This is a genomic window from Variovorax beijingensis (genome assembly GCF_003951285.1).
GTDB classification, from domain to species: domain Bacteria; phylum Pseudomonadota; class Gammaproteobacteria; order Burkholderiales; family Burkholderiaceae_C; genus Variovorax; species Variovorax beijingensis.
Window position 1 is genome coordinate 13,214 of sequence record NZ_RXFQ01000009.1, and the last position, 25,151, is coordinate 38,364.

The window sequence follows — 25,151 nt, forward strand, 5'->3', positions numbered from 1 at the left end:
CTGGCGCGGGCTTCACCCGATCCGCACCGGCACGAAGATCTTGTCTTCGCCGCGCTGGATCAAGAGCGCCACCGACTTGTCGGCCTTTGCCACCACCTCGCGCACCTGCTCCAGGCTCCTGGCGGGCGTGCCGTTGATGGCCAGCAGCACGTCGCCCGCCTGCACGCCGGCCATGGCGGACGGGCCCGCCACATCCTCGACGAGCAGCCCGTTCTCGATGGCGGCTTCGCGCTTTTCCTGCGGCTGCAGCGGCCGCAGCGCAAGGCCGAGCTTGCCCTGCCCCACCGCGCTGTCGTTCCCGGCGACCTGCGCGGGCTTGTCGCTCGCATCGCCGAGCCTGGCGGAAAGCTCCTGGCGCTCGCCCTGGCGCCAGACCTCGAGCGTGACCTTCTTGCCCGGCGCCTGCTGCCCGATCACCGCGGGCAGGTCACCCGACGAGACGATGGGCTGGCTGTCCACCTTGCGGATCACGTCGCCCGCCTTCAGGCCGGCCTTGTCGCCGGGGCCGCCTTTCTCGATGTTGGAAACCAGCGCGCCTTCGGGCTTGTCGAGCTTGAAGGAATCGGCAAAGGCCTGATTCACTTCCTGCACCGCCACGCCAAGGCGCGCATGCGTGGCCTTGCCGGTCGCAACGATCTGGTCCTTCACCTGCACCGCCACGTCGATCGGAATGGCGAACGACACGCCCTGGTAGCCGCCGCTGCGGCTGTAGATCTGCGAGTTGATGCCGACCACCTCGCCACGCGTGTTGAGCAGCGGGCCGCCGGAATTGCCGGGGTTCACCGCCACGTCGGTCTGGATGAACGGCACATAGCTGTCGTCGGGCAGCGAGCGCCCCTTGGCGCTCACGACGCCGGCCGTCACCGTGCTCTCGAAGCCGAAGGGCGAGCCGATGGCCAGCACCCATTCGCCGACCTTCAGGTCCTTGGTGTTGCCGAGCGCAAGCGTGGGCAGGTTCTTCGCATCGATCTTGAGCACCGCGATGTCGGTCTTGGCGTCGGCGCCGAGGACCTTCGCGCGGTACTCGCGCCGGTCGGTCAGCTTGACGGTGACCTCCTTGGCGTCTTTGACGACGTGTGCGTTGGTCATGATGATGCCGTCGGGGCTCACGATGAAGCCCGAGCCCTGCGCACGCACCGGCACTTCGCGCTGCTGGGCGCGCGGGCCGATCTGGCCCTGGAAGCGGCGGAAGAACTGGAACATCGGATCGTCCGGATCGATGCCCTGCATCTCGGCCGCGGCCTGGTCCTCTGACGCCTTGGCGGTGCCGGTCACGCTGATGTTGACCACGGCGGGACCGTCGCGCGAGGTGATGGTGGAGAAGTCGGGCAGCGTCACCATGGCCGCGGGCGCCACGCTCGTGGCGTTGGTGGTCGGTGCATTCACGGCGCGGGCACTGGTGTAGGCGCCGGCACCGACGGCACCGATCACCCCGGCGGTCGCCAGGGCCAGAACCAGGGCATGGGGGGAAGTCAGTCGGGTGTTCATTTCTAGCTTTCCTTTCAATGCGTCTGCACGCAAACACGATGAAAGGAATGTCGGTCCGCTGGCTTAAGCGCGGCTTAAACCGCGCCCGGCGATTTCAGGCCTTGGCGGCAAAGCGCACCAGCACCCGCAGGCCGCCCAGCGTCGGCGATGCCGCGAGCGCGACCGTGGCGCCATGCATCTGGGCAATCGACTTCACGATGGCCAGGCCGAGCCCGCTGCCCGGCGCCTGCGGCTCGCCCGAGCGGTAGAAGCGGTCGAGCACGCGCTCGCGCTCGTCCTCCGGCAGGCCAGGGCCGCTGTCGTCCACGCTCAACTCGACCGCCGCGCCCAGGCTTGCAATGCCGACGTCGACACGCCCCTCTTCGGGCGTGTACTTGACGGCGTTGTCGATGAGGTTGCGCAGCAGCATGCGCAGCGCCTCGGGCTGCCCGTTCACCACGGCCGGGTCGGCATGCGAGATCCCGATGTCGATGCGCCGGGCCTGCGCCTCCGCGACCGCGTCCGAGATGGCCAGGCGCGCCACTTCACTCAGGTCGACCGGTTCGGACTTTGCCCCCGCCGCCATGCTGGCCTCATGCCGGGCCAGCGCGAGCATCTGCTCGACCAGGCGCGTCGCGCGGTCGATGCCGGCGACCAGCCGGCTCACGGCCAGCTCGCGCGACGCGGCATCGGACGCGCGCTGCAGGCCCTGCACCTGCAGCTTCAGCGCCGCCAGCGGTGAGCGCAATTCGTGCGCCGCATCGGCGACGAAATGCTTCTGGGCATCGAAGGCATGCCGCACCCGGTCGAACAGGAGGTTGAGCTCCTGCACCAGCGGGCGCACCTCGTCGGGCAGGTTCTCCTCGCTCACGGGGGAAAGATCGTCGGCCTGCCTTGAGGCGACCTGCCGGCGCACGCGCGACACCGGCGCGAGCGATCGGCTCACCACCCACCACACCACCAGCATGAGCAGCGGCGCCATCAACGCCACCGGCGCGATGGTGCGCAGCGCCAGCGCGCCGGCCATGTTGCGGCGCGCCGCCATGTCCTGCGCCACCTGGATCACGAGCCCGCTCGTCTGCATCGAGAACACGCGGTAGGTGGTGCCGCGCGCACGCACGTCGGCAAAGCCCAGCACCGCCAGTTGCGGCAGCGCGGCCTGCTCGGCGGATTCGAAGATGCGCACGCCGTCGGCGGTCCACACCTGCACCACGAAATCGAAGTTCTGCTCGCCGCTGCCCAGGCCGCCCACGGCCGCGCTCGGCGGCAGGCCTGCGCGCAGCGACAGCGCCATCTGCTGCATGTGGTAGTCGAAGATGTCGTCGGCTTCCTTCAGCACCGTGCGGTAGGCCACCAGCGCCTGCGCGCCGGCGGCCAGCACGATGGCCGCAAGCAGGAACCACAGCAGGCGCGCGCGCAGCGATCCGGTCAGCACGCGGATCATGCCTTCGGCACCATGTAGCCCACGCCGCGCACATTGCGGATCAACTCTGCGCCCAGCTTCTTGCGCAGGCCGTGCACATAGACCTCGACCGCATTGCTGCTGATCTCGTCCTTCCAGCTGTAGAGCTTTTCCTCGAGCTGGGCGCGCGACAGCACCATGCCGGGCCGTGCGATCAGCGGTTCGAGCACGGCCCACTCGCGTGCCGAAAGCACCACCGGCTGGCCCTCCACCGCGACCTCGCGCGTGGCCGGGTTGATGCTCACGCCCATGTGCTCGTACACCGGCTCGGCGCGACCCGCGGCGCGACGCAGCAAGGCGCGGATGCGGGCCAGAAGCTCGTCGAGGTCGTAGGGCTTGAGCACGTAGTCGTCGGCCCCCGCATCGAGCCCTTCGATGCGCTGCTGCACCGAGTCGCGCGCAGTGGCAATCAGCACCGGCATGCGCTGCTTGCGGGCGCGCAGGCTGCGCAGCACCTCGAGCCCGTCGCGGCGCGGCACGCCCAGATCGAGCAGCACGAGGTCGTATTGCTGGGTGCGCAATGCGGACTCGGCCGCCTCGCCGTCCTTCACCCAGTCCACCGCGTACTGCTCGGCGCGCAGCAGGTCGAGCACGGCCTCGCCGATCATCACGTCGTCTTCGAGAAGCAGGAGTCGCATGGTGTTGTTTCTTGCGTTTCGGAATTCGAGGCGGCGGCCGTGCGGAAGTTCACCTCACAGCAGCGACCGCACTTCGCGCGCCGCCTCGAAGAGCAGCGGCAGCATCTCGCGCTGGAGCGTCTCTTCCTGGTAGCGCGTGCCAGACAGCACCACGTTGAGCGCGGCCACCGTACGGCCCTGCATGTCGCGCAGCGGCACCGCGAGCGCCTGCACGCCGAGCTCGTGCTCCTCGCTGGCAAAGCAGTAGTCGTCCTTGCGCACCCGGGAGATCAGCTGGCGCAGGCCGCGCGCCTGGGTGGTGGTGTGCGGCGTGAGCCGCGCAAGGTGGCGCCCCTTGAGCCACTGCGTGAACTGGGCCGGGGCCATGGCCGCGAGCAGCACCCGCCCGGTCGAGGTGGCATGCGCCGGCAAGCGGGCGCCAAGGTGCAGGCCATAAGCCAGCACGCGGGTCGGCGTGCCGTAGGCGCCGCTTCGCGCGATGATGACCGCCTCTTCGCCATCGAGCACCACGGCCGAGAACGATTCGCCGGTCTGCGCCGCCAGCCGGTTCAGCGTGGGCTGCAGCGCGCGCGGCAGGCGCGACGACGCCAGGTAGCTGCCCGAGAAGCGCAGCACCTTGGGCGCCATCCAGAAATAACTGCCGTCGGTCTCCAGGTAGCCCAGGTGGGCCAGCGTGAGCAGGTGCCGGCGCGCGGCGGCGCGCGTGAGGCCGGCGCGCTCGGCGGCCAGCGTGGCGTTCAGGCGCTGGCGCTCGGTGTCAAAGCTTTCGAGCACCGCCATTCCCTTGGCGATGCCCTCGATGAAGTCGGCCTTGGCGATGGTCATTTCGGTCAATCTGCGAAGTGTTGCGCGATGATCGCGCAGCCATTCGCATGATCGCACAGTGCCTTGCCGCACGCTGCGCCAGCCTGCCGCGTTCGCCCTACGCTCCCGGAAAACCCATTGGAGACACGAACATGCGCACACAGGTCGCGATCATCGGCGCAGGCCCGGCAGGCCTGCTTCTCGGACAGTTGCTTTTCAAGGCCGGCATCGACAACGTCATCGTCGAGCGCCAGAGCGGCGACTACGTGCTCGGACGCATCCGCGCCGGCGTGCTCGAGCAGGTCACCATGGACCTGCTGGCACGCGCGGGTGTCGATGCGCGCGCCAGGGCCGAAGGGCTGCCGCACGAGGGCATCGAACTGCTGTTCAAGGGTGCGCGGCACCGCATCGACATGCACGGCCTGACAAACGGCAAGCAGGTCACGGTCTACGGCCAGACCGAGGTGACGCGCGACCTGATGGAAGCGCGTTCGGCCGAAGGCCTTGCCACCATCTACAGCGCTGCCAACGTCAGCCTGCATGACTTCGATTCGCAGTGCCCGCGCGTGCGCTACCAAACGGACGGCCAGACGCACGAGATCGAGTGCGACTTCATCGCCGGCTGCGACGGCTATCACGGCGTGAGCCGCGCCAGCGTGCCGGCCGACGCCATCCAGACCTATGAAAAGATCTACCCCTTCGGCTGGCTCGGCGTGCTGGCCGACGTGCCGCCGGTGTCGCACGAACTGATCTACGCCAACACCGAACGCGGCTTTGCGCTGTGCAGCATGCGCAGCGCGCACCGCAGCCGCTACTACGTGCAGGTGCCGGCCGACGAGAAGGTCCAAAACTGGAGCGACGAAGCCTTCTGGAACGAGCTGCGCGCGCGGCTCGACCCCGAGGCCCGCGAGCGGCTGGTGACCGGTCCTTCGCTCGAAAAAAGCATTGCGCCGCTGCGCAGCTTCGTGGCCGAACCGATGCGCTTCGGCACGCTGCTCCTGGCCGGCGACGCCGCGCACATCGTGCCGCCGACCGGCGCCAAGGGGCTCAACCTGGCGACGGCCGACGTGGGCTACCTCTCGCGGGCGCTCGAGATCTTCTACGGCGAGAAATCGGCTTCCGCGCTCGACCGGTATTCCGACCTCTGCCTGCGCCGCGTTTGGAAGGCGGAGCGCTTTTCGTGGTGGTTCACCTCGCTGATGCACCGCTTCCCCGAGACTGGCGCCTTCGGCCAGAAGATCCAGGAAGCCGAACTCGACTACCTCGTGCATTCGCACGCGGCCTCCACCGCACTGGCGGAGAACTACGTGGGCCTGCCGCTCGAAGACTTCTAGCCGGCCGCTTCGAGCGTCTTCTTCATCGCCACGCCCCCCTGCGCCATCATCGGTTCGATGTAGGCGGCCAACTCGTCGGGCAACACGTCGGTGACCCAGACGAAGCGCGAGCGCCCTTCGCCCAGCGCGAACACCTGGGCCGAGGCGTGGTGATGGCTGGCCTTGCCGCCGGTCACGGTGTAGGCCAGCCGGCGGTTGGCCTCGTCTATGCCCACGAGCAGTTCGCGCGCCACCAGGCCGTTGGCAAAGCTGACGATGCGCGCGCCCTTGCCGTCCAGTTCGCAGCCGGCGAGAAAGCCGGGCGCAAGGCGCGTGTGCACGGCGCCGAAGTCGCGCAGCGCGTCCCAGACGCGCGAGGCATCGGCTTCGACGATGAATTCCTTGTAGATCGTTGCCATGGTTGTGCGCCTTCAGGGGCAGACGGCCTCCACGTTGTTGCCGTCCGGGTCGATCAGGAAGGCCGCGTAGTAGGTCGGGCTGTAGTCGGTGCGCGGGCCGGCACCGCCGTTGTCGGTGCCGCCCGCCTTCAGGCCCGCCTTGTGGAAGGCCGCGACAGCCTTGTGATCGGGCGCGCGGAAGGCGATGTGCGTTCCCGGCCCCTTCGCGCCCTGGGTCGCATAGAGCCAGAGAGCGGGCTCGCCAGCGGGGCCGATGCCGGCATAGGTGTTGTCATGGGAGCCCAGCACATGGCCGAGCGGCGCAAGCGCTGCCTCGTAGAAGCGCCGACTCGCGGCAAGGTCTCTGACTTTCAGTCCGATGTGGTCGTACATGGCGATGACTTTCTGCTCGATGGGTGAATCAGGCGGTCATCATTGAACAGTGCGGCCAAGCGGTCTTGGAAAATCTTGCGGTCGCCTTTGGCGGCCTGGCGAAAGCCGCGCGGCGACACGCCGGCCGCGCGGTGGAAGGTGCGAACGAAGTTGCTCAGGTCGGCAAAGCCGACGTCGAAGGCCACGTCCGTCACGGCCCGGTCGTCGTCCGCCAGCAGCCGCGCCGCGTGGCGCAGGCGCGAGCGGACCAGGTACTGGTGCGGCGTGACGCCAAGCACCTGCGAGAACAGGCGCAGGAAATGGAAGGCGCTCAGGCCCGCTTCGGACGCCGCAGTTTCGAGGCCGATGTCGTCGTGCGAGTTCGCGTCGATCCACATCGCCGCATCCACCGCACGGCGCCTGTCGCGCGCTGCAACGGATTGCGGCATGGGTTTGCTGCGCCCTTCCACCACCTCGACGAAACGGCTCGCGAACCACATGCCCAGCTCGTCGAGGCCCGCATCGCTCTGCCCCTCGACCGCGGCCTGCACAAGTTCGCCGAGCACCATCAGCTCGGGCAGCGGCGGAAGCCCTGCCGTGCGCCAGGTCCGCTGGTCGCCGCCGATCAGGTCGACGAAGCCCGGCGACAGATGAAACGCCAGGCATTCGTCGCCGCAGACATGGTGGTCGTGGGTGCAGACGTATTCATCGCCTGGACAGCCCACCAGCACCGAGCCGGCCACCAGCTCATAAGCATTGCCGCGCGTGCGGTAGCCGAAGCTGCCCTTGCGCACGTACGAGACCGAATAGTCGGCGTGCATCTCGGTGAACGGCCGCGCGCCGGGCTGGGCGTCGCAGCGGTAGCTCGACACGCGGATCGCATCTGTCTGCAGTTCGGTGGTGACGAGCATGGTGTGTGCGCCCTTCGGTCACCCGGCCTGGAGATGCTCAGTCGACGGTGTGCATCGCCTGCCACACGCGCGCCGGGCTCAGCGGCATGTGCAGGCGCGGAGCGCTCGCCGCAAGGCCGTTGCGCGCGAAGGCATCGGCCACCGCGTTCACGATGGCGGGGGTGGCGCCGATGGTGCCCAGCTCGCCCACGCCCTTCACGCCCAGCGGGTTGTTGGCGCACGGCGTCGACTCGTCCATTTCCATGTGGAACATGGCCTGGACGATGTCCGCGCGCGGCGCCGCGTAGTCCATGAGGCTGCCGGTGAGCGGCTGGCCGGTTTCGTTGTCGTACACCACCTGCTCGTACAGCGCCTGGCCGATGCCCTGCACCGCGCCGCCTTCGAGCTGGCCGCGAACGATCATCGGGTTGATCACGCGGCCCACGTCGTTGACCGAGCTGTAGGCCACGACGCTGATCTCGCCCGTCGGTGGATCGATTTCGATCTCGCAGACGTGGCAGCCGTTGGGCCAGGTCGGCCCGGCCACGGTGCTGGTGGAGTCGACGAAGATCTCGCGCTCGGGCTGCTTGCCGGCCAGGGCGAACAGATCGAGTTCGAGATCGGTGCCGGCCACCGTGAAGACGCCGCGGGTGTAGGTGATGTCGTCGATGGCGGCCTCGAACTCCTGGGCCGCGAGCGCGCGCGCCTTGTCGATGGTGCGTTCGGCGCCGATGCGAACCGCCGAGCCGCCGGTGAAGAGGGAGCGCGATCCGGCGCTGCCGAAGCCGTCGCCGCGGTCGGTGTCGCCGAGCACGACACGCACCTTCTCGATCGGCACGCCGAAGGCATCGACCGCCAGCTGCGCAAGCGACGTGGCAATGCCCTGCCCCATGGCATTGACGGCGGAGAACACCTCGATCACGCCATCGGCCTGCACCGAGACCGTGACGCGCTCCTCGAACACATTGCCGCCGGTCCATTCGAGAAAGGTGGCAATGCCCAGGCCGCGGTGCTTGCCGCTGTTCGCCGACTCAGCGGCCCGGGCCTCGAAGCCCTGCCAGTCGGCCAGCGTCAGCGCCTGGTCCATCACCGACTCGAACTTGCCGGTGTCGTAGGTCTGCGCCATCGGGTTCTTGTAGGGCATCTGCTCGGGGCGGATGAAATTGCGGCGGCGCAGCGCGATGCGGTCGATGCCGGTCTGGCGGGCGGCCTCGTCCATCAGGCGCTCGATGGTGAAGATCGCCTCGGGACGGCCCGCACCGCGGTAGGCGCCGGTGGGCGCGGTGTTGGTGAGCACCGCCTTGAAATGGAAGTCGATGGTCTGGATGTCGTAGACGCTGGTCTGCACCCAGGGGCCGATCAGGAGCTGGATCGCGACGCCGGTGCCGGTGGCGTAGGCGCCGACGTTGGCCAGCGTCCTGATGCGCAGGGCGAGGATCTTTCCGTCTGCATCGAGCGCGAGTTCGGCCTTGGCCTCGATGTCGCGGCCGTGCGCGCTCGAAAGAAACTCCTCGCTGCGGTCGGCCACCCACTTCACGGGGCGCCCGACCTGCAGCGCCGCAAACGCAACGGCAATGTCTTCCGGATAGGCGCCGGTCTTCATGCCGAAGCCGCCGCCCACGTCCCCCACCACCACGCGCACCTTTTCCTTGGCAAGGCCGATGGCCGCGCAGATCGAATCGCGCACGCCCGAAGGCATCTGGGTGCTCATGCGGATGGTGAGGCGGCCGGATTCGGCGTCGGGCGCCGCAAGCACCGAGCGCGGCTCGATGGTCAGCGCCACCACGCGCTGGTTGACCACGTCGAGCGCCACCACGTGCTTTGCCTTGGCAAAGGCGGCCGTTGCGGCGTCGCTGCTGCCATGGCGCATTTCCGCGGCGACGTTGCCGTTGGCTTCCTCGCACAGCAGCGGCGCGCCGTCGGCGGTGGCGCTTGCGAGGTCGACCACCATGGGAAGCGCTTCATAGTCGACCATCACCGCCTCGGCGGCATCGCGTGCCTGCTGGACGGTTTCAGCCACCACCGCGGCCACGGCCTCGCCCACGAAGCGGGCTCTGCCATGCGCCATGGCCAGGCGCGGGGGGCTGGCGCAGTCGCTGCCGTCGGCCCGCTTGAAGCCTACGGCGCCCGGCATCGGCTTGACGCCGGCTTCGGCCAGCTCGGCGCCGGTGATCACTCGCAGCACGCCGGGCATGGCGGCGGCGGCGGCCGTGTCGATCGACACGATGCGCGCGTGCGGATAGGGGGACCGAAGGAAGACGAGATGCGTCTGGCCGGGAAGCGCGACGTCGTCGGTATAGCGGCCTGCGCCGGACAGCAGGCTCTCGTCCTCGAGGCGGCGCACTGCCTGGCCGCTGCCGAAACGCGTGGGGGTGGAATCAGTGGTCAACGTGGTCCTCTTGGGCAGGCCTCGGCCAGGCAACGCTGGCCTGGCAGGTCCGCATGGAGTGCAAATGGGAAGCAGCACTATATGGGCATCGGATAGTCTTGTGCGCCTCGTGGGCGGCGCCTGTGGCGCGCGGGCCGCAATCGTTTGCCTTCCCGCTGCGGGACGGGCATTTTTCCGGCCCCGGCCGAAGCGCGGGCGAAGCCGTGTATACCTACGGCCATGCAACAACTGCCCTGGCTCGAACCCGGCGACGCACTGCCCGACCCCGCCTCCGCCTGGGGCGAGCACGATCCCGTACCCGGCCTGCTCGCCGCCGGCGGCGCGCTCGACGTCGATACCCTGGTGCACGCTTACAGCCATTGCGTGTTCCCCTGGTTCAGCGAAGACCAGCCGATCCTCTGGTGGAGCCCCGACCCGCGCATGGTGCTGCAGGTGGCCGAATTCAAGCTCCACAGGTCACTGCGCAAGACGCTGGCCCGCTTCACGCAGACCGCCGGCTGCGAGGTGCGCATCGACCACGATTTCGCCTCCGTCATCACGGCCTGCTCGCAATCGCCGCGCACCGGCCAATCGGGCACGTGGATCGTGCCGGACATGGTGGAAGCCTACATGGCGCTGCATCGGGCCGGCCACGCGCACAGCGTGGAAACCTGGATCGACGGCAAGCTCGCGGGCGGCCTCTACTGCGTGGGGCTGGGGCGCGCGGTGTTCGGCGAGTCGATGTTCACCCGCCGTCCGGACGCCTCCAAGATCGCACTGGCCGCACTGGTGTGCCTGTGCCGCCGCTTCCAGGTGAAGATGATCGACTGCCAGCAAAACACCTCCCACCTGGCCAGCCTGGGAGCCCGCGAAATGTCGCGCAGCCGCTTCGTGGCGCACGTCGCCAGGGCCCGGGAACAACAGGGGCCACGATGGCATTTCGAGCCCGTATACTGGGCAGAACTCCTTTCCGCGCGACCTTCCGGACCGACGTGACGCACCTCAAGGATCTTCCGCTTCACACGCTGCAGTTCTACGCGACGGCGCCCTACCCCTGCAGCTACCTGCCGGACCGCCAGGCCCGCTCGCAGGTGGCCACGCCCAGCCATCTGATCCACAACGACGCCTACTCCGACCTGGTGCTCAGCGGCTTCCGGCGCAGCGGCATGTTCACCTACCGGCCCTATTGCGACGGTTGCCGTGCCTGCATACCGCTGCGCGTGCTGGTCAACAGCTTCCAGCCCAGCCGCAGCCAGCGCCGCGCCGTGAAGCAGCACAAGAACCTGCTGGCGCGCGTGCTCAAGCTGTGCTTCGTGCCCGAGCACTACAAGCTCTACCTGCGCTACCAGACCGGCCGCCACGCCGGCGGCGGCATGGACCACGACAGCATCGACCAGTACACCCAGTTCCTGCTGCAGAGCCGCGTCAATTCCAGGCTCGTCGAATTCCGCGAGACGCTGCCGGACGGCACGGCGGGCGCGCTCAAGATGGTGTCGATACTCGATGTGCTGAACGACGGCATTTCTGCGGTCTATACCTTCTACGAACCCGACAGCAGCGCTGGCTATGGCACCTACAGCGTGATGTGGCAGATCGAGCAGGCCCGCAAACTCGGCCTGCCGCACGTCTACCTCGGCTACTGGATCGAAGGCAGCGCCAAGATGAACTACAAGGCGCGCTTTGCGCCGCACGAACTGCTCATCGACGGACGCTGGCAAGCACCATCCGATTTCACAAGGTAAAATGGCGCCCGGTCCACACCGCATCGCGCCATGAGAAAAAACCAATCCGACGTTCCTGCCGTTCCAGTCATCCAGGTGATCGAGCGCATGTTCGCGCTGATCGACGTGCTCGCCTCTCGCGAGGAGGCCATTTCGCTGAAGGAAATCAGCGAAAAGACGGGCCTGCACCCCTCCACCACCCACCGCATCCTCAACGACTTGGCAGTCGGCCGCTTTGTCGACCGGCCCGAAGCTGGCAGTTACCGGCTCGGCATGCGCTTGCTGGAACTCGGCAACCTGGTCAAGGGCCGGCTCAATGTGCGCGACGCCGCCCTGGGGCCGATGCGCGAGCTGCACAAGCTCACCCAGCAGCCCGTCAACCTCAGCATGCGCCAGGGCGACGAGATCGTCTACATCGAGCGTTCCTATAGCGAGCGTTCGGGCATGCAGGTGGTGCGCGCGATCGGCGGGCGGGCTGCCCTGCACCTGACTTCCACCGGCAAGCTGTTCCTGGCGGCCGACGATCCGCAGCGCGTGCGCAGCTACGCCACGCGAACCGGCCTGGCCGGCCATACGCGCAACAGCATCACGCAACTGCCCGCGCTCGAGCGCGAGTTGTCGAAGGCGCGCCAGTACGGCATTGCACGCGACAACGAGGAACTCGAACTGGGCGTGCGCTGCATGGCCGCCGGCATCTACGACGACCAGGGCAAGCTGGTGGCGGGATTGTCGATTTCCGCACCCGCAGACCGGCTGGACGAAGGATGGCTGCCCAAGCTGCAGGCCACGGCCAACGAAATCTCGGGGGCGCTTGGCTACAAGGATGCCACAGCCGCAGCGGCCGCGGGCCCTGCAGCGATCGGCACCAGCGGCGTTTCGGGCCCCACCGCAGGCTGATCGGACGGCCCCGCCGCGGTTCTCGACATGCCGCCCTTTTTCAGGGCGGCGGGTTCGATCAGCCGGCGACCTGGTAGGCCGCAGTGCTGCGCGATGCAGCCGGCGAGCCCGTCGAGGCGTGCGTGGCCTCGACCCAGCGGCGGACACGTTCCGCATCGGCAATTCGGCTGAACTTGCCGGCCGAATCCAGGAACACCATGATCAGCTTGCGCCCCGCCACCTTGGCCTGCATCACGAGGCATTGGCCGGCTTCGGAGATGTAGCCCGTCTTCTGCACGCCGATTTCCCAATCCGGGCTCTTCACAAGACGGTTGGTTGTGTTGAACTGCAGCACGCGGTTGCCCACCTCGACCTGGTATTCAGGCGAGGTCGACAGCGAGCGCACCGTGGCGTCGGAATAGGCGGCGTTGACGAGCAGCGCCAGGTCCTGCGCGCTCGACTGGTTGCGGCTCGACAGGCCGGTGGGCTCCACGTAGCGCGTGTCCTTCATGCCCAGCATCTTCGCCTTGGCGTTCATGATGCTCACGAAGGTTGCAAGGCCACCGGGATAGGTGCGGCCCAGCGCATGCGCCGCGCGGTTTTCGCTCGACATCAGGGCAAGGTGCAGGAGCTCGCCGCGCGACAGCGTGGTGCCGACCGTCAGGCGCGAACGGCTGCCCTTTTCGGTGTCGACATCATCCTGGGTGATGGTGATCAGCTCGTCATTCGGAAGATGCGCTTCGCTGATCAGCAGGCCAGTCATCAGCTTGGTGAGCGATGCAATCGGGAGCACCGCATGATCGTTCTTGCTGAACAGCACTTCGTGCGTGTCCTGGTCGATCACGAGCGCGACGCTCGACTTCAGGTCGAGCAGGTCGTCGGTTCCGTGCAGGCCGGCCAGTTGCCCGAAGGACTGGCGCGCAGGGGTTTCGACGCGAACCACCGAACGGCGTTGCACGGCAACCACGGTCTTGCCGTTCTTCTTGCGAATGGAGGCCACCACGTTGCGGCCGCCACGAACGGCCTTCTCGCTTCGATCGGCCTTGCCGCCACGCGGCGCCTTGGCGGAACGTTTGACTTCCACCGGCACCGGCCCTCCGGCCTTCTTGGCCACGGAGGTCTTGGCTGCAGTTGTTTTTTCCTTCTTGGCGGCCTGTGCACCGGACAGCAAAAACGCCGTGGCGCAGAGCGCGACGGCGACGAATTTGACTGCGGGCAAGAACCGCTGGCTGGAAACTCGGCGGGAGCGGGTTTCAGGCATTAATAAATCTCCAGCGGCGAAAATGAGAACCGCAGTGTATCCAAATCAAAAAAGGCACGCAATATCAGTTACTTGCGTCCTGTTCTTCAATCGAATAACAAGAATCGCCTGCCACTTAACCTTGTGCCGCCACTTTCTCAGCTTGGCTCTGTAACTTGTTGAGCGCACTCAAATAAGCCTTTGCCGACGCAACCACGATGTCTGGATCTGCCCCGACACCATTGACCACCCGCCCCGCATTTTGTAACCGAACTGTAACTTCTCCTTGGCTTTCTGTCGAGCCACTTATCGCGTTGACAGAGTAAAGCACCATCTCCGCACCGCTCCTGACGTGCGCTTCGATGGCCTTGAGGGAAGCATCAACCGGGCCATTGCCATCGGATTCACCGGTGACTTCCTTGCCCTGGACGGTGAAAACGACCTTGGCCTGGGGACGTTCGCCGGTTTCACTGTGCTGCGAGAGTGAGACAAAAGCAAACTGCTCGTCAACGTTCGAATGTTCTTCAGCGCTGACGAGCGCGAGGATGTCCTCGTCGAAAATTTCGGACTTGCGGTCAGCCAGTTCCTTGAAGTGCATGAAAGCCGTGTTGATGTCGGCCTCGCTGCCCATGGTCACGCCCAGTTCCTGCAGCCGCTGCTTGAATGCATTGCGGCCGCTGAGCTTGCCCAGCACGATCTTGTTGGCGGCCCAGCCCACGTCCTCGGCCCGCATGATCTCGTAGGTGTCGCGGGCCTTGAGCACGCCGTCCTGGTGAATGCCCGAGGCATGCGCGAAGGCGTTGGCACCCACCACCGCCTTGTTGGGCTGCACCACGAAGCCGGTGGTCTGGCTCACCATGCGGCTCGCGGCCACGATGTGCCGTGTGTCGATGTTGAGGTCGAGGCCGAAGTAGTCCCTGCGCGTCTTGACCGCCATCACCACTTCCTCGAGCGAGCAGTTGCCCGCACGCTCGCCCAGGCCGTTGATCGTGCACTCCACCTGGCGCGCGCCGCCGATCTTCACGCCAGCCAGCGAGTTGGCCACCGCCATGCCGAGGTCGTTGTGGCAATGCACCGACCAGATCGCCTTGTCGCTGTTGGGCACGCGCTCGCGCAGCATCTTGATGAAGTTGCCGTAGAGCTCGGGAATGGCGTAGCCGACGGTGTCGGGCACGTTGATGGTGGTGGCGCCCTCGTTGATGACCGTTTCCAGCACGCGGCAGAGAAAGTCCGGGTCGCTGCGGTAGCCATCCTCGGGGCTGAACTCCACGTCGGACACGAGGTTGCGCGCAAAGCGCACGGCGAGCTTCGCCTGCTCGTGCACTTCGTCGGGCGACATGCGCAGCTTCTTTTCCATGTGAAGCGGCGAGGTCGCGATGAAGGTGTGGATACGCCCGCGCGCCGCGCCCTTGAGCGCCTCGGCCGCACGCGAGATGTCGCGGTCGTTGGCGCGCGACAGGCCGCACACCGTCGACTCCTTGATGATGTCGGCAATGGCCTTGACGGCTTCGAAGTCGCCGTTCGAACTGGCTGGAAAGCCCGCTTCGATGACATCGACCTTGAGCCGCTCGAGCTGCTTGGCGATGCGCATCTTCTCGTCGCGCGTCATCGAGGCGCCGGGCGACTGCTCGCCGTCGCGCAAGGTGGTGTCGAAAATAATGAGTTGGTCGGTCATCGTGGATCTCCTTGGGTTCGTTGGCACCTTGCGCGTACGGCGGGGGACGGCGTCAGGCGAGCTCAGCCACCGATTGTGCGCTGTGCGCGCCGCGGGTCCGCGCGCGCTGCACACCCGAGACAATGGCCTTCAGCGAAGCTGAGATCACGTTCGCGTCGATGCCCACGCCGAACAGCGTCTGGGCCTCGTCCACGCGCAGTTCGAGGTACGCCACCGACTTGGCATCGGCGCCCGCGCCGATGGCGTGCTGGTGGTAGTCCATCACGCGCACGGTATGGCCGGTGGCCTTGCTCAGTGCTTGTGTGAAGGCGTCGATCGGCCCGTTGCCGCGGCCTTCGATGGCGCGGATCTCGCCGTCCCAGGGCAGGTCGCCGCGCAGCACCACCGAGGCGCTGGCGCCCTCGCCTTCTTCCTCGATCACGCGGTGCTGCAAAGAATGCGCGGCCTCGAGGCCGTATTCGCGCACGAACAGCTCCCAGAGGTCAGCGGCGGTGAGTTCCTTGCCGGCGACATCCATCACGCGCTGCACGGCCTGCATGAATTCCATCTGCAGGCGGCGCGGCATCTCGAGGCCGTATTCGCTCTCGAGCAGGTAGGCCATGCCGCCCTTGCCCGACTGGCTGTTGACGCGGATCACGGCCTCGTAGCTACGGCCCACGTCCTTCGGGTCGATCGGCAGGTAGGGCATGTCCCAGATATCGCCATCCTTGCGTGCCGCGAAGGCCTTCTTGATCGCATCCTGGTGCGAGCCCGAGAACGAGGTGTAGACGAGATCGCCCACATACGGGTGGCGCGGATGCACCGGAATCTGATTGCAGTGCTCGACCGTCGCGCGGATCTCGTCGATGTTCGAGAAATCGAGTTCGGGCGAAACGCCCTGGGTGTAGAGGTTGAGCGCGACGTTCACGAGGTCGAGATTGCCGGTGCGCTCGCCGTTGCCGAACAGGCAGCCCTCGATGCGCTCGGCGCCCGCCATGAGCGCCAGTTCGCCGGCCGCCGTGCCGGTGCCACGGTCGTTGTGCGGGTGCACGCACAGCACGATCGAATCGCGGCGCGCGAGGTTGCGGTGCATCCACTCGATCATGTCGGCAAAGATGTTCGGCGTGGAATGCTCGACCGTGGTGGGCAGGTTGACGATGCACTTGCGCTGTGGCGTCGGCGCCCAGACTTCCGTCACCGCGTCGACCACGCGCTTGGAGAACACGACGTCGGTGCCGGAGAACATTTCGGGCGAATACTGGAAGGTCCACTTCGTGCCCGGCTGCGTGGCTGCGAATTCGTTGAACATGCGTGCATGGCTGCTCGCAAGCTCGACGATCTGGTCTTCGTCCATGCCGAGCACCACGCGACGCATCACTGGGGCTACCGCGTTGTAGAGGTGGACGATGGCGCGCGGCGCGCCCTGCAGCGATTCGAAGGTGCGGGCAATGAGGTGGTCGCGCGCCTGCGTCAGCACCTGGATCGTCACGTCGTCGGGAATGCGGTCTTCCTCGATCAGCTTGCGCACGAAGTCGAATTCGATCTGCGAGGCGGAAGGAAAGCCGACTTCGATTTCCTTGAAGCCGATGGCCACGAGCGTCTCGAACATGCGCATCTTGCGCGCAATGTCCATCGGCTCGACCAGCGCCTGGTTGCCATCGCGCAGGTCGGTCGACAGCCAGATCGGGGCCTTGGTCAGCACGGCATCGGGCCAGGTGCGGTCCTTGAGGCCGATCGGGGCGAATGCACGGTATTTGGCTTGAGGTTGCTTCAGCATGTCGATTTCTCTGTGATGGTTGGAATCAACCAGCAACCCCAAAGACAAACGGCCCGTTGCTGGTGCGAACGGGCCGTGGTGAGGGATTTGCGCGTGCGCTACCGTCTCCGCCCGTGAGGGAGGGCTAGTAGGGCCAGCAGCGAAATCTTGGTCATGAGGGTTGCGAATGTAGCACAAGCCGGCTTCAGTTATGCAAGCCCCGCTCGTCGGGCTCTTCGGTCGAGGTGCTGATCACACTCGCCTGTTGCCCCTTGGCCTTGCGCCACGCATAGACCACATAGCCGCTCAGGCCATAGGCCACGAAGAGACCGAAAAGCACCGTGGGCGGATGGATGTTGATGACCGCGATGCCGAGCGCAATGAGCACGATCACCACGAAAGGCACGCTCTTCTTCATCTGGACGTCCTTGAAGCTGTAGAACGGCGCATTGGTGACCATCGAAAGTCCGGCATAGAGCGTGAACGCGAAGGTGATCCACGTGATCTGCGTCCACGAGAGATACAGCACCTCGCCACCCCGCTTGCCCCACTCGGTCATAAGCCAGATGAAGCCGGCCACGAGCGCCGCCGCCGCCGGAGACGGCAGCCCCTGGAACCAGCGCTTGTCGACCACGCCGGTATTGACGTTGAAGCGCGCCAGGCGCAGCGCTGCGCAGGCGCAGTAGACGAAGGCCGCGATCCAGCCCCAGCGGCCCAGGCCCTTGAGCGACCATTCGTAGGCGATGAGCGCAGGAGCGGCACCGAACGACACCATGTCCGACAGCGAATCCATCTGCTCGCCGAACGCGCTCTGCGTGTTGGTCATGCGGGCCACGCGGCCGTCCAGGCTGTCGAGGATCATTGCGGCAAAGACGCCGAGCGCCGCCAGATCGAAGCGCGCGTTCATCGCCATCACGACCGAATAGAAGCCGCCGAACAGCGCAGCGAGCGTGAACAGGTTCGGCAGTATGTAGATGCCTTTGCGGCGCTTGCGCGGCGGCACCTCGTCGGGAACCGTGTCGTCATGCATTGAATTTGCCTCCGTCCCTCGTGGGCACTGCGCGAACAGCTATCCATTCGATAGCTTCCTGATCTGTAAATCGCATGGGTTCGCAGTGTAGTTCAGGGGGCCGGTTCGCCCCCTCATGAAAAAAGGCCACCCCGGCGGGTGGCCCTCGGAAAGCGGGTGCCGCGGCACCCGCCTCATTGGCGGATCAGTTGCGGGTCTGGTCGACCAGCTTGTTCTTCTTGATCCACGGCATCATCGCGCGCAGCTTCTCGCCGACGACTTCGATCTGGTGCTCGGAGTTCAGGCGGCGGCGGCTGATCAGCGTGGGAGCGCCGGCAGCGTTTTCCAGCACGAAGCTCTTGGCGTATTCGCCGGTCTGGATGTCCTTGAGCACTTGCTTCATGACCTTCTTGGTCTCTTCGGTCACGATGCGCGGGCCGGTGACGTACTCGCCGTATTCGGCGTTGTTCGAGATCGAGTAGTTCATGTTGGCGATGCCGCCTTCATAGATCAGGTCGACGATCAGCTTGAGTTCGTGCAGGCATTCGAAGTACGCCATTTCGGGCGCGTAGCCAGCTTCCACCAGCGTTTCGAAACCGGCCTTGATCAGTTCGACCGTGCCGCCGCACAGAACCGCTTGTTCGCCGAACAGGTCGGTTTCGGTTTCTTCGCGGAAGTTGGTCTCGATGATGCCGGCCTTGCCGCCGCCGTTGGCGGTGGCGTAGCTCAGCGCGAGATCACGCGCCTTGCCGGTCTTGTCCTGGTGCACGGCCACGAGGTGGGGCACGCCGCCGCCTTGCGTGTAGGTGCTGCGCACGGTGTGGCCGGGGGCCTTGGGAGCGACCATCCACACGTCGAGGTCGGCTCGCGGCTGCACGAAGCCGTAGTGCACGTTGAAGCCGTGCGCGAAGACCAGCGAAGCGCCCTCCTTGATGTTCGGCGCCACGTCGTTCTTGTAGACATTGGCGATCTGCTCGTCGGGCAGCAGGATCATGACCACGTCGGCGGCCTTCACGGCGTCGGCCACTTCGGCGACCTTGAGGCCGGCCTTCTCGACCTTGGGCCAGGAGGCACCGCCCTTGCGCAGGCCGACCACGACCTTGACGCCGCTGTCGTTCAGGTTCTGCGCATGCGCATGGCCTTGCGAGCCGTAACCGATGATTGCGACCGTCTTGCCCTTGATGAGGCTGAGGTCGGCGTCCTTGTCGTAGTAAACCTTCATGATGCGTCTTTCCTATTTAATCTCTGGCACCCCCTGTGCGGGGATGCGTTCACTCACAGTTGGCCGGAGGGATTCCGGTCCTTCATTTGCTGGTTGATGGACACGAGGTTGTCGTGAATGCGGAACAGCAGGATCAGCAATTCGCTGTAGACGCGAACCATGATCGCGCCAAAAATCAAGATGGCGATGCCGGTAAGAATGCCTCTGAAGCCGCCGCTGAAAAGCGCGCTCACACCGGAAATCAATACCACCAGCAACCCCAGGAAATACAGTATCCGGATGACGATCGGAGTGACCATCTTCTCGAAGCCCAGCAAGTCTTGCATTACCTTCTCCTCGTGTGTTGGTTTAGAACAGTGGAACTGAGGGGATCTTCACCCCCTACACGCGCAGGATGCGCTCGCCGCGCCCGATGCCGCTGGCACCGGTGCGGACAGTCTCGAGGATAGCGCTACGGTCGATCGCTTCCAGGAAAGCGTCGTTCTTGCCGTGGTCGCCGGTGAGTTCGATGGTGTAGCTCTTGTCCGTGACGTCGATGATGCGGCCGCGGAATATCTCGGCCATGCGCATCATTTCCTCGCGCTCCTTGCCGACCGCGCGCACCTTCACCATCATGAGTTCGCGCTCCGTGTACGCGCCTTCGGTCAGGTCGACGACCTTCACCACTTCGATCAGCCGGTTGAGGTGCTTGGTGATCTGTTCGATCACGTCGTCCGAGCCGGCGGTGACGATGGTCATGCGCGAGAGGCTCGCGTCCTCGGTTGGAGCGACGGTCAGCGATTCGATGTTGTAGCCGCGGGCCGAGAACAGGCCCACCACGCGGGAAAGAGCTCCCGGCTCGTTTTCCAGCAGCACTGCAATGATGTGTTTCATGTTTGCGTGACTCCTCTTTTCGCCTGCGCGGAAGCTTTCGCTTTCGCCGCCCTCCCCCGTGCACGGTAATGCGCGGGCTCGGCGGGCAATAGATTCGTCAGTAAGAGTGATTGAAGCGAATGTGCCGGGGATCGATCAGAGATCCTCGGAGCCCAGCAGCATCTCGGTGATGCCCATGCCGGCCTTGACCATCGGGAACACGTTCTCGGTGGGGTCGGTGCGGAAATCCATGAACACCGTGCGGTCCTTGAGCTTGCGTGCTTCGCGCAGCGCCGGCTCCACGTCCTGTGGACGCTCGATCAGCATGCCGACGTGCCCGTAGGCCTCGGCCAGCTTCACGAAGTTGGGCAGCGCATCCATGTAGCTGTGGCTGTAGCGGCCGGAGTACTCGATCTCCTGCCACTGGCGCACCATGCCCAGGTAGCGATTGTTGAGCGAGCAGATCTTGATCGGCGTGTTGTACTGCAGACAGGTCGACAGTTCCTGGATGCACATCTGCACCGAGCCTTCGCCGGTGATGGTGAACACTTCCGAATCGGGCTTCGCGAGCTTGATGCCCATTGCGTACGGAATGCCCACGCCCATGGTGCCCAGGCCGCCCGAGTTGATCCAGCGGCGCGGCTCGTCGAAGCGGTAGTACTGCGCGGCCCACATCTGGTGCTGGCCCACGTCCGACGTGATGTACGCGTCGGCGTCCTTGGTCATGTTCCAGAGGGTTTCGACCACGTACTGCGGCTTGATCACGTCCTTGTTGCCGCGGTCGTACTTGAGGCAGTCGCGCGAGCGCCAGGCCTCGATGGTCTTCCACCAATCGGCCAGTGCGCCGGCGTCGGGCTTGGTGGTGCTCTCGCGGATCATCGAGATCAACTCGGTGAGCACGTCCTTCACGTCGCCGACGATCGGGATGTCGACCTTCACGCGCTTGGAGATGCTCGACGGATCGATGTCGACGTGGATGATCTTGCGTTCGTTCGTCGCGAAGTGCTTGGGATTGCCGATCACGCGGTCGTCGAAGCGCGCGCCCACGGCCAGCAGCACGTCGCAGTTCTGCATCGCGTTGTTGGCTTCGATGGTGCCGTGCATGCCCAGCATGCCCAGGAACTTGCGGTCGCTCGCCGGATAGGCGCCCAGGCCCATCAGCGTGTTGGTGACCGGGTAGCCGAGCATGTCGACCAACGTGCGCAGTTCGTTGCAGGCGTTGCCCAGCAGCACGCCGCCGCCCGTATAGATGTAGGGGCGCTTGGCGTTCAGCAGCAGTTGCAGCGCCTTGCGGATCTGCCCGCCGTGGCCCTTGCGCACCGGGTTGTACGAGCGCATCTCGACCTTGTCGGGATAGCCGGTGTACTGGACCTTCTTGAAGGAGACGTCCTTGGGCACGTCCACCACCACCGGGCCGGGGCGGCCGCTGCGTGCGATGTGGAAGGCCTTTTTCATCGTCATGGCCAGGTCCTTCGGATCCTTGACGAGGAAGTTGTGCTTCACGATGGGGCGGGTGATGCCCACGGTGTCGCATTCCTGGAAGGCGTCCAGGCCGATGGCGGCGGTGGGTACCTGGCCCGAGATGATCACCATCGGGATCGAGTCCATGTACGCCGTGGCGATGCCGGTGACCGCATTGGTCAGGCCGGGGCCCGAGGTGACCAGCGCCACGCCGACCTCGCCGGTGGCGCGCGCATAGCCGTCGGCCGCGTGGACGGCTGCCTGCTCGTGGCGTACCAGCACGTGCTGGATGGTGTCCTGCTTGTAGAACGCGTCGTAGATGTACAGAACCGCGCCGCCGGGGTAGCCCCAGATGTATTGGACGCCTTCGGCCTGCAGTGCCTTGACCAGCACTTCAGCGCCCATGAGTTCTTGCGTTGGGTTGCCGGCGCCAGAGGACGCGGCTGCTGCGGAAGCGAGTTCCGCCTTCGAGATTTCCATGATCAACCTTTGGAGTTTTTTCGGGAACGAAAAACCTTGGGTGCCCCTTGCCAACCCTTGTGGGGCCGCGCCAGGACTTGAGGCCAAAGCCATGGGCGGACTGATGTTCCGCCGGACCGTGACCCGTTTGCCTTTTGACTTGCAGCGCGGATTATGACATTGATGCGCCTGCCGCCGCGCAAAAATCCCCGTGAAAAGGCACCCGGGCATAATCCGCGGCAGAAAAACATAAGCGCTTCCGATACCCCCATTCCCCATGCGGCGCCCCCGGCGCCCCCTCTCGCTTGGCCACTGAACAAGAACTTTCCGACTTTCTGAAGAGCGTCGAACGGCGCGCTTTCAAGCGCTCGGTCTACCACGTGCGGGACGAGGAAGCGGCGCTCGACATCGTGCAGGACAGCATGATGAAGCTGGCGCAGCACTACGGCGACAAGCCACCGGAAGAGTTGCCGATGCTGTTCCAGCGCATTCTTTCGAATTGCACGCTCGACTGGTTCCGGCGGCAGAAAACCCGCCGCGCCCTGTTCTCCAACCTCGGCGACTTCGAATCGGCCGGCGACGACGGAGACTTCGATCTGCTGGAGAACTTCGTCTCGCCAACCGACTCCAGAGAAACGGAGAGTGCCGAGGACACGACCCGCCGCGCCCAGGTCTTCCACGAGATCGAAGAACAGATCGCGGCTTTGCCTGGTCGTCAACGCGAGGCTTTCCTGATGCGTTACTGGGAAGAAATGGATGTGGCGGAGACGGCCGCTGCAATGGGCTGCTCCGAAGGCAGCGTCAAAACCCATTGTTCGCGGGCCGTGCACGCCCTGAGCAAGGCGCTCAAAGCCAAGGGAATTTCGCTATGAACACTAAGGTTCCAACCTCTTCTTTTGCTGCCGAGGATCAATTCGGCCGGCGCGTGGCTGCGCGGCTGTCCGACGGCAGCCAGGAGTTGCCGCACGACATCGGCGAGCGGCTGCGGGTGGCGCGCGCGCAAGCCGTTGCCATGCGCAAGCAGGCGCCCCAGCTGCGTTCGGCTTCGGTGGTCATGCAGTCCGGGCATGTGGCAACGATGGGTGGCGGCTGGTGGACCCGCATCGGTTCGGTGGTGCCGCTGATCGCACTGGTTGCCGGGCTGATCACCATCAGCGTACTGCAGGACGAGGACCGGGCCAGTGAACTGGCGGAAGTCGATTCCGCCCTGTTGACGGACGATCTTCCCCCTGCCGCCTACACCGACCCTGGTTTTGCCCAGTTTCTCAAGGCTGATGGCGCCTCCGACTGAGTCATTTCGCTGTTAAACGAATGCGACGCCCTTCCGTTTCCCGCACCGATATGCCCCGCCTGCTGCGCCCGCCAACGTCGGGCGCAGTCATTTGGGCGGGCGCGCTTGCCGCTGCGTTGTTCGGCCTGACGCTCGCCGGCGCGCAGCCCCGGTCCGAGCCGCCGCTCAAATCCGCCGGGGGTGCCGCGCAAGCGGCAACGGCCTCGGCCTCGGCGTCTTCGGCTTCGGCTTCGAAGACCGCTCCAGCGACCAAGCCGTACTGGAGCGAACTCACCGCGGAGCAGCAGCAGGCGCTGCGGCCGCTCGCGTCGCATTGGCACGCCCTGAACCCGGGGCACAAGCGCAAATGGCTGGCACTGTCACGCAACTACGCGAACATGTCGGCCGATGACCAAACCACCCTGCACAGCCGAATGATCGAATGGACAGCCCTGAGCAATCAGCAGCGGGCCCAGGCGCGCCTCAACTTTGCCGAGGTGAAGCGCGTCCCTGCCGACGAACGCAAGGCCAAGTGGGAGCAGTACCAGGCCTTGAGCGAGGAAGAAAAGCGCCGGCTGGCGGAGCGCGCCCCCGCCAAGCCGCGCGGTGCTGCCATTCCGGTGCGCCCTGTTCCCGCCCAGAAGCTGGTGGCGGTGCCGGCCGTGACGCCGGCAGGGCAGCACACGCCCCGCATCATGCTGGCCCCGCCTGCAACGCCCCTGCCAGCCATGGCGCCTGCCGCCGCCATCGTGGTGACGTCGCCGCCGGAGCGTGCCCCGTCCGCCACGTCCACCCCCTCCCTGCCCGACACGCCCGCCGCCGCGTTGCAGCCAGTTCCGGCCGAGGCCCAGGTACCCATGCCATCATCGGCGGCCGCCTCCAATCCTGCAGGCCGTGGCGCCGAGCAGTCCTCGCCCCCCTGACTCCCAAGGTTTCGATGGCTTCAAATTCTTCCGAATTCTCGGAATCGAATCCCTCCTCATCGCCCGCAGACACTCCCTCCAGCGCTCCTCTTCTGATAGTGCCCGGCCTGTGGCGACGAATGGCATGCTGGCTGTATGAAGGCATGCTGCTGTTCGCGGTGGTGTTCGTCGCGGGCTGGCTGTTCAGCACGCTCGGCCAGATGCGGGACGCCATGGATTCACGCCGGCACCTGCTCCAGGCCTTCCTGTTCGTGGTGTTCGGCGTCTATTTCGTCTGGTTCTGGACCCGGGGTCAGACACTGGCCATGAAGACCTGGAACATCCGCATCGTCGATGCGCACGGGCGCCCGATCACCCAGACCCGCGCGCTCGCGCGCTACCTGCTCAGCTGGATCTGGTTCCTGCCGCCGCTGGCCGCCATCGCGCCTTTCAAGCTTTCGGGCGGAGAATCCACGGTGCTGATCTTCGGATGGGTCGCCGTCTGGGCATTGCTGGCGCGCTTTCACCCCGAGCGCCAGTTCTGGCACGACGCCTGGGCCGGTACGCGGCTCATAACCTCCAAGCCGATGAGCCGCCGATGAGTGCCTTGCCCAAGCTTCCCGACCCCGCCGTGAACCCGCAAAAGGCCCGCAAGGGCCTGGAGCGCGTGTGGCATGCCACCTTGATCTCGCTGCACGGCCTTCGGGCGGGTTGGAGCGAGCCGGCGTTCCGCCAGGAAGCCATCATGGCCATCGTGATGATCCCGGCGGCCTTCTGGCTCGGCCGCGGCTGGGTCGAGGTGGCCCTGCTCGCCGGCAGCGCCATCCTCGTGATGATCGTCGAGCTGCTCAACACCGCGGTCGAAGCCGCCATCGACCGCATCGGCCCCGAATGGCACGACCTCTCCAAGCGCGCCAAGGACATGGGAAGCGCCGCCGTGCTGCTGTCGCTCACGCTGTGCGGGGGCATCTGGCTGGCGGCGCTGTGGCAGCACTTCGCGTCATGAAGACGCCCGCC

25 protein-coding genes are annotated in these 25,151 nt (G+C 65.9%); 9 read left to right on the plus strand and 16 right to left on the minus strand.

Annotated elements, in window-relative coordinates; all coding sequences use genetic code 11:
- Nucleotides 1-12 precede the first annotated feature (12 nt).
- The 4 genes from EJO66_RS16910 to EJO66_RS16925 all read right to left on the minus strand — a co-directional run bounded on the left by EJO66_RS16910 (nucleotide 13) and on the right by EJO66_RS16925 (nucleotide 4,392).
- Nucleotides 13-1,488, minus strand: coding sequence for a DegQ family serine endoprotease (locus EJO66_RS16910; RefSeq protein WP_125965665.1), 1,476 nt, complete (start codon nucleotides 1,486-1,488; stop codon nucleotides 13-15).
- Nucleotides 1,489-1,582: 94 nt separating this feature from the next.
- Nucleotides 1,583-2,911 (minus strand): ATP-binding protein, encoded by a 1,329-nt coding sequence (locus EJO66_RS16915; RefSeq protein WP_125965666.1) that lies wholly within the window; start codon nucleotides 2,909-2,911, stop codon nucleotides 1,583-1,585.
- Nucleotides 2,908-3,567 carry a response regulator gene (locus tag EJO66_RS16920; protein WP_012747494.1) on the minus strand — a complete coding sequence of 220 codons (660 nt, stop codon included), beginning with the start codon at nucleotides 3,565-3,567 and terminating at the stop codon, nucleotides 2,908-2,910. Before EJO66_RS16920 ends, EJO66_RS16915 begins: the two co-directional genes overlap by 4 nt.
- Nucleotides 3,568-3,621: 54 nt before the next feature.
- A complete protein-coding gene (locus EJO66_RS16925) occupies nucleotides 3,622-4,392 on the minus strand; it encodes an IclR family transcriptional regulator domain-containing protein (protein ID WP_012747493.1) in 771 nt (256 codons plus the stop codon).
- A 131-nt stretch (nucleotides 4,393-4,523) separates the two neighbouring features.
- Here EJO66_RS16925 and pobA point away from each other — a divergent pair, with 131 nt between their 5' ends.
- Nucleotides 4,524-5,705, plus strand: coding sequence for a 4-hydroxybenzoate 3-monooxygenase (pobA, locus tag EJO66_RS16930; RefSeq protein WP_125965667.1), 1,182 nt, complete (start codon nucleotides 4,524-4,526; stop codon nucleotides 5,703-5,705).
- Here pobA and EJO66_RS16935 read toward each other — a convergent pair.
- The 4 genes from EJO66_RS16935 to EJO66_RS16950 are packed head-to-tail and all read right to left on the minus strand — an operon-like array spanning nucleotide 5,702 to nucleotide 9,733.
- Entirely contained in the window at nucleotides 5,702-6,103 is a 402-nt protein-coding gene (locus tag EJO66_RS16935; RefSeq protein ID WP_124957784.1) for an SRPBCC family protein, read from the minus strand. The genes pobA and EJO66_RS16935 overlap by 4 nt on opposite strands.
- A gap of 12 nt (nucleotides 6,104-6,115) precedes the next feature.
- Nucleotides 6,116-6,475 (minus strand): VOC family protein, encoded by a 360-nt coding sequence (locus EJO66_RS16940; RefSeq protein ID WP_125965668.1) that lies wholly within the window; start codon nucleotides 6,473-6,475, stop codon nucleotides 6,116-6,118.
- Nucleotides 6,454-7,365, minus strand: coding sequence for a helix-turn-helix domain-containing protein (locus EJO66_RS16945; protein WP_124957782.1), 912 nt, complete (start codon nucleotides 7,363-7,365; stop codon nucleotides 6,454-6,456). The genes EJO66_RS16940 and EJO66_RS16945 overlap by 22 nt, the downstream gene beginning before the upstream one ends.
- 37 nt (nucleotides 7,366-7,402) lie before the next feature.
- Nucleotides 7,403-9,733 (minus strand): xanthine dehydrogenase family protein molybdopterin-binding subunit, encoded by a 2,331-nt coding sequence (locus EJO66_RS16950; protein ID WP_125965669.1) that lies wholly within the window; start codon nucleotides 9,731-9,733, stop codon nucleotides 7,403-7,405.
- Between the two features lie 219 nt (nucleotides 9,734-9,952).
- On the opposite strand from EJO66_RS16950, the gene aat reads away from it, so the two are divergent.
- Genes aat through EJO66_RS16965 form a run of 3 tightly spaced genes read left to right on the plus strand, consistent with a single transcriptional unit; the run spans nucleotide 9,953 to nucleotide 12,330 of the window.
- Nucleotides 9,953-10,708: a leucyl/phenylalanyl-tRNA--protein transferase gene (gene aat, locus EJO66_RS16955; RefSeq protein ID WP_124957780.1), complete on the plus strand. Its 756-nt coding sequence runs from the start codon at nucleotides 9,953-9,955 to the stop codon at nucleotides 10,706-10,708.
- Nucleotides 10,705-11,454, plus strand: a complete 750-nt coding sequence (locus EJO66_RS16960) for an arginyltransferase (protein WP_125965670.1) — start codon at nucleotides 10,705-10,707, stop codon at nucleotides 11,452-11,454. The genes aat and EJO66_RS16960 overlap by 4 nt, the downstream gene beginning before the upstream one ends.
- Nucleotides 11,455-11,484: 30 nt before the next feature.
- Entirely contained in the window at nucleotides 11,485-12,330 is an 846-nt protein-coding gene (locus EJO66_RS16965) for an IclR family transcriptional regulator (RefSeq protein ID WP_125965671.1), read from the plus strand.
- A gap of 58 nt (nucleotides 12,331-12,388) precedes the next feature.
- Here EJO66_RS16965 and EJO66_RS16970 read toward each other — a convergent pair whose 3' ends face one another.
- The 8 genes from EJO66_RS16970 to EJO66_RS17005 form a co-directional block, all read right to left on the minus strand.
- Nucleotides 12,389-13,570, minus strand: coding sequence for a serine hydrolase (locus EJO66_RS16970; RefSeq protein WP_124957777.1), 1,182 nt, complete (start codon nucleotides 13,568-13,570; stop codon nucleotides 12,389-12,391).
- Nucleotides 13,571-13,685: 115 nt separating this feature from the next.
- Complete coding sequence (locus tag EJO66_RS16975; protein WP_125965672.1) at nucleotides 13,686-15,224, minus strand: 2-isopropylmalate synthase; 1,539 nt, start codon at nucleotides 15,222-15,224, stop codon at nucleotides 13,686-13,688.
- A 52-nt stretch (nucleotides 15,225-15,276) separates the two neighbouring features.
- The gene (gene leuA / locus EJO66_RS16980) at nucleotides 15,277-16,980 is read right to left on the minus strand and encodes a 2-isopropylmalate synthase (protein ID WP_125965673.1); all 1,704 of its coding nucleotides are present in this window, start codon (nucleotides 16,978-16,980) and stop codon (nucleotides 15,277-15,279) included.
- A 184-nt stretch (nucleotides 16,981-17,164) separates the two neighbouring features.
- On the minus strand, nucleotides 17,165-17,989 hold the full coding sequence (gene pssA / locus EJO66_RS16985) for a CDP-diacylglycerol--serine O-phosphatidyltransferase (RefSeq protein ID WP_021007106.1): 825 nt from the start codon (nucleotides 17,987-17,989) through the stop codon (nucleotides 17,165-17,167).
- A 184-nt stretch (nucleotides 17,990-18,173) separates the two neighbouring features.
- Nucleotides 18,174-19,190 (minus strand): ketol-acid reductoisomerase, encoded by a 1,017-nt coding sequence (gene ilvC / locus EJO66_RS16990; protein WP_093019123.1) that lies wholly within the window; start codon nucleotides 19,188-19,190, stop codon nucleotides 18,174-18,176.
- A 53-nt stretch (nucleotides 19,191-19,243) separates the two neighbouring features.
- Nucleotides 19,244-19,516 carry a DUF4282 domain-containing protein gene (locus EJO66_RS16995; protein WP_021007105.1) on the minus strand — a complete coding sequence of 91 codons (273 nt, stop codon included), beginning with the start codon at nucleotides 19,514-19,516 and terminating at the stop codon, nucleotides 19,244-19,246.
- 55 nt (nucleotides 19,517-19,571) lie between these two features.
- Entirely contained in the window at nucleotides 19,572-20,063 is a 492-nt protein-coding gene (ilvN, locus tag EJO66_RS17000) for an acetolactate synthase small subunit (RefSeq protein ID WP_012747479.1), read from the minus strand.
- Between the two features lie 135 nt (nucleotides 20,064-20,198).
- Nucleotides 20,199-21,983 (minus strand): acetolactate synthase 3 catalytic subunit, encoded by a 1,785-nt coding sequence (locus EJO66_RS17005; protein ID WP_124957774.1) that lies wholly within the window; start codon nucleotides 21,981-21,983, stop codon nucleotides 20,199-20,201.
- Between the two features lie 284 nt (nucleotides 21,984-22,267).
- Here EJO66_RS17005 and EJO66_RS17010 point away from each other — a divergent pair, with 284 nt between their 5' ends.
- The 5 genes from EJO66_RS17010 to EJO66_RS17030 are packed head-to-tail and all read left to right on the plus strand — an operon-like array spanning nucleotide 22,268 to nucleotide 25,140.
- The gene (locus EJO66_RS17010) at nucleotides 22,268-22,834 is read left to right on the plus strand and encodes an RNA polymerase sigma factor (protein WP_047783529.1); all 567 of its coding nucleotides are present in this window, start codon (nucleotides 22,268-22,270) and stop codon (nucleotides 22,832-22,834) included.
- Nucleotides 22,831-23,253 carry a DUF3619 family protein gene (locus EJO66_RS17015; protein ID WP_124957773.1) on the plus strand — a complete coding sequence of 141 codons (423 nt, stop codon included), beginning with the start codon at nucleotides 22,831-22,833 and terminating at the stop codon, nucleotides 23,251-23,253. Before EJO66_RS17010 ends, EJO66_RS17015 begins: the two co-directional genes overlap by 4 nt.
- A 50-nt stretch (nucleotides 23,254-23,303) precedes the next feature.
- Complete coding sequence (locus tag EJO66_RS17020) at nucleotides 23,304-24,155, plus strand: DUF3106 domain-containing protein (protein ID WP_240648594.1); 852 nt, start codon at nucleotides 23,304-23,306, stop codon at nucleotides 24,153-24,155.
- A 14-nt stretch (nucleotides 24,156-24,169) separates the two neighbouring features.
- The gene (locus tag EJO66_RS17025) at nucleotides 24,170-24,736 is read left to right on the plus strand and encodes an RDD family protein (protein WP_124957771.1); all 567 of its coding nucleotides are present in this window, start codon (nucleotides 24,170-24,172) and stop codon (nucleotides 24,734-24,736) included.
- Nucleotides 24,733-25,140: a diacylglycerol kinase gene (locus EJO66_RS17030; protein WP_124957770.1), complete on the plus strand. Its 408-nt coding sequence runs from the start codon at nucleotides 24,733-24,735 to the stop codon at nucleotides 25,138-25,140. Before EJO66_RS17025 ends, EJO66_RS17030 begins: the two co-directional genes overlap by 4 nt.
- Nucleotides 25,141-25,151 lie beyond the last annotated feature (11 nt).